This window comes from Intrasporangium sp. (assembly GCF_051961875.1).
In the GTDB taxonomy this organism is placed as follows: Bacteria; Actinomycetota; Actinomycetes; order Actinomycetales; family Dermatophilaceae; genus Intrasporangium_A.
In genome coordinates, this window is record NZ_JBQCCV010000186.1 from 1 (window position 1) to 6546 (window position 6546).

6 protein-coding genes and 1 tRNA gene are annotated in these 6546 nt (G+C 70.5%); 2 read left to right on the plus strand and 5 right to left on the minus strand.

The window, feature by feature from the left end:
* Positions 1-68: 68 nt before the first annotated feature.
* Positions 69-140: transfer RNA gene (locus ACTHJJ_RS11125), tRNA-Arg, on the plus strand.
* A gap of 121 nt (positions 141-261) precedes the next feature.
* Here the strand turns inward: ACTHJJ_RS11125 and ACTHJJ_RS11130 are convergent.
* The 5 genes from ACTHJJ_RS11130 to ACTHJJ_RS11150 all read right to left on the minus strand — a co-directional run bounded on the left by ACTHJJ_RS11130 (position 262) and on the right by ACTHJJ_RS11150 (position 5398).
* Positions 262-1101: a hypothetical protein gene (locus ACTHJJ_RS11130; protein ID WP_440303009.1), complete on the minus strand. Its 840-nt coding sequence runs from the start codon at positions 1099-1101 to the stop codon at positions 262-264.
* 405 nt (positions 1102-1506) lie between these two features.
* Positions 1507-1806 (minus strand): hypothetical protein, encoded by a 300-nt coding sequence (locus ACTHJJ_RS11135; RefSeq protein ID WP_440303010.1) that lies wholly within the window; start codon positions 1804-1806, stop codon positions 1507-1509.
* Positions 1807-2067: 261 nt separating this feature from the next.
* Entirely contained in the window at positions 2068-2913 is an 846-nt protein-coding gene (locus ACTHJJ_RS11140) for a 3-hydroxybutyryl-CoA dehydrogenase (protein WP_440303011.1), read from the minus strand.
* A gap of 95 nt (positions 2914-3008) precedes the next feature.
* On the minus strand, positions 3009-4046 hold the full coding sequence (locus ACTHJJ_RS11145) for a hemolysin family protein (protein ID WP_440303012.1): 1038 nt from the start codon (positions 4044-4046) through the stop codon (positions 3009-3011).
* The gene (locus ACTHJJ_RS11150) at positions 4043-5398 is read right to left on the minus strand and encodes a hemolysin family protein (protein ID WP_440303013.1); all 1356 of its coding nucleotides are present in this window, start codon (positions 5396-5398) and stop codon (positions 4043-4045) included. Before ACTHJJ_RS11150 ends, ACTHJJ_RS11145 begins: the two co-directional genes overlap by 4 nt.
* An 82-nt stretch (positions 5399-5480) precedes the next feature.
* Between ACTHJJ_RS11150 and ACTHJJ_RS11155 the strand changes: the two genes are divergently transcribed.
* A complete protein-coding gene (locus tag ACTHJJ_RS11155) occupies positions 5481-6491 on the plus strand; it encodes an ABC transporter ATP-binding protein (RefSeq protein WP_440303014.1) in 1011 nt (336 codons plus the stop codon).
* Positions 6492-6546 lie beyond the last annotated feature (55 nt).

Sequence of the window (6546 nt, forward strand, 5' to 3'; positions counted from 1 at the left end):
GGGAACCCGCATTCCACCTTCCGGTCCCGATGCTGCTAGTCTCACCGGGCGCGAAAGAAAGCGCAGCCGCCCCCGTAGCTCAGGGGATAGAGCACCGCCCTCCGGAGGCGGGAGCGCAGGTTCGAATCCTGCCGGGGGCACCCTCGAAAAGGACCGCCGACCTGCACTGACAGGTCGGCGGCCCTTTCTTCAAGCAGTGCTGGACGCCGTCGCGAACTGGTGCAGACCTACCCCCGGTTCGTCTCACCGAGGCCGCGGCCCTCAGGCTCGTCCCGCAGCACCGACTGGTGTGGCGTCGACCGAGTATCGGGTCAGCCGAAAGGTCGCACGCTTGGCCGACGTGATCTCCCAGCCGGTGTTGAGCTGGCTGATGCTCTGGCGCTTGCCGATGAAGCCGTTGGCGGCGAGCCAGTCCAAACCGGCCTTGATGTCGATCGTTCCGGACGCCTGCTGGGCACATGTCCCGGTGCCGCCTGCGCCGTCGAGGACGAAGATGATCTCCGCGCCGGCGGCTCCGTAGCGGTGGACCGTCCAGTTCTGGCCGGCGAGCACCGCATGGCCCAGCACGGTGGGCCCGAAGGCACCCTCGTTGCAGCGGCCGTGGGTGTCGACCCAGAACATGATGTCGGCACCGTAGCCATCGATCCATACGTCGGGCGCGAACTCGTAAATGCTCTTCGCGTCGGTCGGCGACGTCTCGGAGTAGGTGACCTTCAACGAGGACAGGGCGTCGAGCGGCGTATTCGTGGGGCTTGCACACCCGTTCCACTCAGAGCCGCACCAGTTGTTGAAGAGCTGTTGGACGTCGGGGAAGGTCTGGACGCCGGTGTACCCATACGGCTGGGCGTCCGCGACGACCTGCCAGTCACCCGGGTTGTTGACGTAGAGAGTCTGCCCGGTGCCCGTCTGCGGGCCGACGCTCTGGTTCATGACGTACGTGTTGTAGCCGTTGCCGACCGGGATGCCCGAGTAGTCGTAGGCGCCGCAGCCATCCCCGAGGGCTGCCGTGCAGGACCATCTCGAGCCGGGCGGTGCGGTGGCGGTGGTGGTGCCCGGACTCCCCGCCGTCGGCCGCGGGTCCGTGGTCGGCGCCGGTCCCACGGTCGCTGTGGTTGGACTCGTGGACCCCGTCGGCGGGGGCGTGGGCGACGCGATCCGGTCGGCCTGGCATCCAGGCAACGCCAAGGCGGCGAGCACCGTCGCCGCGCCCGCCGCTGTGACCCGATTGACCATGCGCCCGCGAGCCTGATGCTTCACGAGTACCGGACCGTTGACCGACTGCGCATCGCCAAGCCCCCCTGCTCGCGCGCCTTCTACCTCCATGGTGCGAGACGTTTCCGCCTCTGGCCAGCCCTTTCAGGACGCACAGCCGGAAGGGCCCTGCGCCCGACCGGTCAAAGCGGTCGGTCGCAGGGCTGCGTTGCGTCCCCCGAGAGGTCGGCAAGGGCGAGGACGGGGGGACGAGGGGTGCGCACTGGGTGCTGACTGCCGCGCTCCCCGGGTCCGTCACATCTCGGCGTACCGGTCGAGACCAGCGGCCTGCAGCTCCTCGGGCGCCATCGCGATGCGGTAGTTGACTGAGGCGTCGAAGGTGAGCATCAACGGCTCGGTCACATGTGGGACCTGGCTGGCGTTGTCCAGGTCGACGATCATCATGGCGCCGCGGCCGACGCCGTTGTCGGTGAAGTAGCAGACCTCCGGCTTGATGGCCCCGAGCACTTCTCCGACCTTCTCCCCCGCGACGCCCTTCCGGACGAGTGTGTTGAACGGCTCAACCGGGAACTCGACTTCGACGATGAACTTCATGCCTTCTCCTTGCGGACTCGGCGGCACCGTGGCGTTGGCACGCCGACGAAGGCGCCGCCTGCTCGGGCACGTCACGCGCAGGTCAGGAGCGGACGGCGGTGGTCCCCCAAACTGCTCCCCCGGCCCGTGCGGGCGTTCCCCAACACTCCAGCGAACACCGCTTTGCCGCGTTCTGGCTGGGAAGTGGGTGCCAAAGGGCTGGAGCGCACGGTGCCCGGGCGGGCCCGGAAGTGAGCGCCATACCGAAGCGGGTCGCGCCGATCAGGAGTAGGTGTAGAACCCGCGACCGGTCTTGCGGCCGAGCAGCCCGGCGTCCACCATCCGGGCGAGCAGCGGCGGTGCGGCGTAGAGCGGCTCCTTGAACTCCTCGTACAGCGACTCCGCGACGGCCTTCGTCGTGTCGAGGCCGATGAGGTCGGCGAGGGCGAGCGGCCCCTGCGGGTGGGCGGCGCCGCGGACAAGGCCCTCGTCGATGTCCTCAGCGCTCGCGAAGCCGGACTCCACCATCCGGATCGCGGAGAGGATGACCGGGATCAGCAGCGCGTTGACGACGAAACCCGCCCGGTCCTGGCAGTCGATGGCGTGCTTGCCGAGCTGGTCCTGGACGAACGCGCGCGCCCGCTCGGTGGACTCCGGCGCCGTGAGCAGGCTCGGGACGAGCTCGACCAGCGAGAGGACCGGCACGGGGTTGAAGAAGTGGACGCCGAGGACATGGCTCGGCCGCTTCGTCGCGACCGCCAGCTTCATGATCGGGATCGAGGAGGTGTTGGACGTCAGCAGGGCGTCCGGCGACGCGACGACCTCGTCGAGCTCCCGGAACAGCTCGACCTTGAGCTTCTCGTCCTCGACGATCGCCTCGACGACGATATCCCGATCGGCGAGCGCCTGGAGGCCCTCGACGACGCGGATCCGCTGGAGGACGTCGGTGGCACTGTCGATCTTGCCCCGCTGCTCGGCGCGCTCGAGCGACCTCGTGAGCCGCGCCTGCCCCGCCTCCACGGCCTGCGGGGTGGTCTCCACGACGACGACGTCGAGGCCCGCGCGGGCGCTGACCTCCGCGATGCCGGACCCCATGAGTCCGCAGCCGACGACACCGATCCGGTCCATGCACTTCCTCCAAGGCGGGTGGGACTGACGGGTCCACCGTATCCACCCGCTGAGCTGCCGGGGCACGGGTATGCCGCTGCGCCCGCGACCGCTCGTCAGCGCTGTGTCGTGTCGGTGACCTCGCCGACCCGCTCCTCGAGCACGTCCTCGAGGAAGACGACGCCCGTCACCTTGGCGCGGTCGTCGACGACCCGGGCCAGGTGCGCCCCGCTCAGCTGCATCGTGGCGAGCACCTCCTCGATCTCGTCCTCGGCGCGGACGGTCGCGAGCCGGCGGATCCGCTTCGCCGGGATGGGCTGCTCGTGCCGCTCGTCGTCGGCATAGAGGACGTCCTTGAGGTGGAGGTAGCCGGCGACCTCGCCGGCCGCGTCCCTGACGGGATAGCGGGAGAACCCGTACTTCGCGACGAGGTGCTCGATGTCGTCCGGCGTCGCGCCGAGCCCGACGCACACGAGCCGGTCCTCCTCGACCGCCACGTCGCCTGCCGTCTTGTCGGAGAACTCGAGGGTCTTGGAGACGAGCCCGTGTCGCTCCTCCTCGATGAGTCCCTCCAACCTCGACTCGCTGACGATGACGGCGACCTCCTCCGCGGTGTACGCCGAGGCGATCTCGTCCTTCGGCTCGATGCCGAAGAGCCGGACAAGGGCCTTGGCGATCCGTTCCATCGCGGCGACGATCGGGCGCAGGAGGTTGGCGAGGAAGTAGAGCGCCGGCACGAGGAGCAGCGCCATCCGGTCCGGCCCCGCGATCGCGATGTTCTTCGGGATCATCTCGCCGACGACGACGTGCAGGTAGGACACGATGAGCAGGGCGAAGGCGAGTGCGACGCCGCCCGCCCAGATCTCGGGCAGTCCCGCCGTGTGGAAGACCGGCTCGAGCAGGTGGTGGAGCGCCGCCTCGGCGAGCGCACCGAGCCCGACCGAGCACACCGTGATGCCGAGCTGCGCCGTGGCGAGCATCGAGCCGAGCTTTTCGAGCGCGAGCAGCGCGGTCACCGCACGCTTGCTGCCCGCGTCGGCGAGCGGTTCGAGCGAGGAGCGGCGTACCGCCATGGCGGCGAACTCGGCCCCGACGAAGAAGGCGTTGCCGATGAGGAGCAGGAGCGAGACGGCGAGGGCCGGACCGGTCGTCATGCGCCGCTCCCCTCCCCGGCGTCCGGGGCGTCGAGGTCGGCAGCGGCCGGGACCGAGTCCGGGTCGGGGACGAAGCGGAGCCGGTCGACGCGGCGGCCGGCCATCCCGACGACGTGGATGTGCCAGCCGGGCACGGCGACGACGTCACCGACGACGGGGATCCTGCCCAGGCGGGCCATGACGAAGCCACCCATCGTCTCGTAGTCGGGCCCGTCGGGCACGTCGGCGTCGAACGCGTCGCGCACCTCGTCGGGCCGCCACAGGCCGGGTACCGTCCATGAGCCGTCCATGAGCGCGCGGCCGCTCTGCCGGGCGCGGTCGTGCTCGTCGGCGACCTCGCCGACGATCTCCTCGACGACGTCCTCGAGCGTGACGATGCCGGAGGTGCCGCCGTACTCGTCGACGACGACAGCCATCTGGAAGCCGCCCTCGCGCAGTTCCCGCAGCAGTGGGTCCAGCCGGATCGTCTCGGGCACGACCAGCCGCTCGGACATGAGCGCCGAGACCGGCACGTCCCGGCGCCGCTCGTGCGGGACGGCCATCGCCTTCTTGACGTGGACGACGCCGTCCACGTCGTCCCAGTCGTTGCCGAGCACCGGGAAGCGCGAGTGCCCCGTGCGCCGGGAGAGCCGGAGGACGTCCTCGGCCGACTCGTCGCGGTGGATGCCGGTGCACCGCACCCGCGGTGTCATGACGTCGTCGGCGGTGCGCTCTCCGAACCCCAGCGACCGGGTGAGCATCCGCGCGGTCGTCACGTCGAGGGTGCCCGCCTCCGCCGACCGCTGGACGAGGCTGGTGAGCTCCTGTGGCGTGCGGGCCGCGGAGAGCTCCTCCTGCGGCTCGATGCCGATGGACCGTAGGACACGGTTGGCCGAGCCGTTGAGCAGGAGGATGAGCGGCTTGAACAGGCCTGCGAAGAAGCGGACGGGGATCGCGACCACCTTCGCGGTGGCGAGGGGGGCCGAGATGCCGAGGAACTGTGGCAGCAGCTCGCCGCAGACCATCGAGAAGATCGTCGCGATGACGAGCGCCGCCCCGCTCGAGACCGGCGTGACGGCCCCGCTGGGCAGGCCGACGGCGGTCAGTGGTCCGGCGAGGAGCGCGCCGATCGAGGGCTGCGCCAGATAGCCGACGACCAGGGTGGTGATCGTGATGCCGACCTGGGCCGCGGACAGCTGGGTCGAGAGCTGCTTGAGCGACTGGAGCACGACCCTGGCCCGGCTGTCGCCCTCGTCGATCGCCTGCTGGACGGCCGGCCGGTCGAGCGCGACGAGGCTGAACTCCGCGGCGACGAAGAGCGCGGTGCCGGCTGTCAGCACGATGGCGGCCAGCACCAGCAACCACTCGGTCATAGTGTCCCAACTATAGGGAGCAGCGACGCGTGAGGCGGCTGTGGTTCGATGGTCGCGCGCACGACGACAAGGGGAATGACGAATGACAGCGGCACCCGAACGGGGACCGGGCCGGATCGAGATCCGAGGCCTCACGAAGCGATTCGGTTCGTTCACGGCGGTCGACGAGCTCGACTTCACCGTCCAGCCGGGCCGGATCACCGGGTTCCTCGGGCCGAACGGCAGCGGCAAGACGACGACGCTGCGGATGCTGCTCGGCCTCATCCGGCCGACGGCGGGCACCGCGACGATCGACGGCCGCGCCTACCGGGACATCCCCGACCCCCTCACCGTCGTCGGCTCGGCCCTCGAGGCCACCAACTTCCACCCGGGCCGGACGGGACGCGACCACCTCCGGGTCCTCGCCGCCGTCGCCGGCGTCCTGGACCGGCGGGTCGACGAGCTGCTCGAGCTCGTCGGGATCCCGGCCGCGGCCGGCAAGCGGGCCGGCGGCTACTCCATGGGTATGCGGCAGCGGCTCGGGCTCGCGGGGGCGCTCCTCGGCGACCCCCGGGTCATCATCCTCGACGAGCCGGCCAACGGCCTCGACCCCGAGGGGATCCGGTGGCTCCGGGGCTTCCTGCGGCACCTCGCCGGAGAGGGACGCACGCTGCTCATCTCCAGCCACATGCTCTCCGAGGTCGAGCAGACCGTCGACGATGTCGTCATCATCGCCAACGGCCGCCGTGTGGCCGAGGGCACCGTCGCGGACCTGCACGGGGAGGCCACGGCATACGTGCGTTCCTCGGGGGTGCCCGCGCTTGCGGAGGCGCTGTACCGGGCAGGCATCTCGAGCGATCGGCGCGACGAGGGCCTCAGCGTCCGGTCGGGGGATCTCGAGCGCATCGGCGACATCGCGCTCGCCGCCGGCGTTCCGATCCACGAGCTGCGCGCGGAGCAGACGCACCTCGAGGAGCTGTTCTTCAACCTCACTGAGTCCGATGAGCACCGCAACCGCAACCTCGCCGGCGAGGACTCGTCGCCGTCCCAGCTGCCGCCCCCCACGGGCGTACCGGTGTCGACCGTCGGCCCGAGCCAGGAGGTGGACCGGTGAGCGCCGCCATCCGGTCGGAGTTCCGCAAGTTCTTCACGACCCGCCTCTGGTGGGG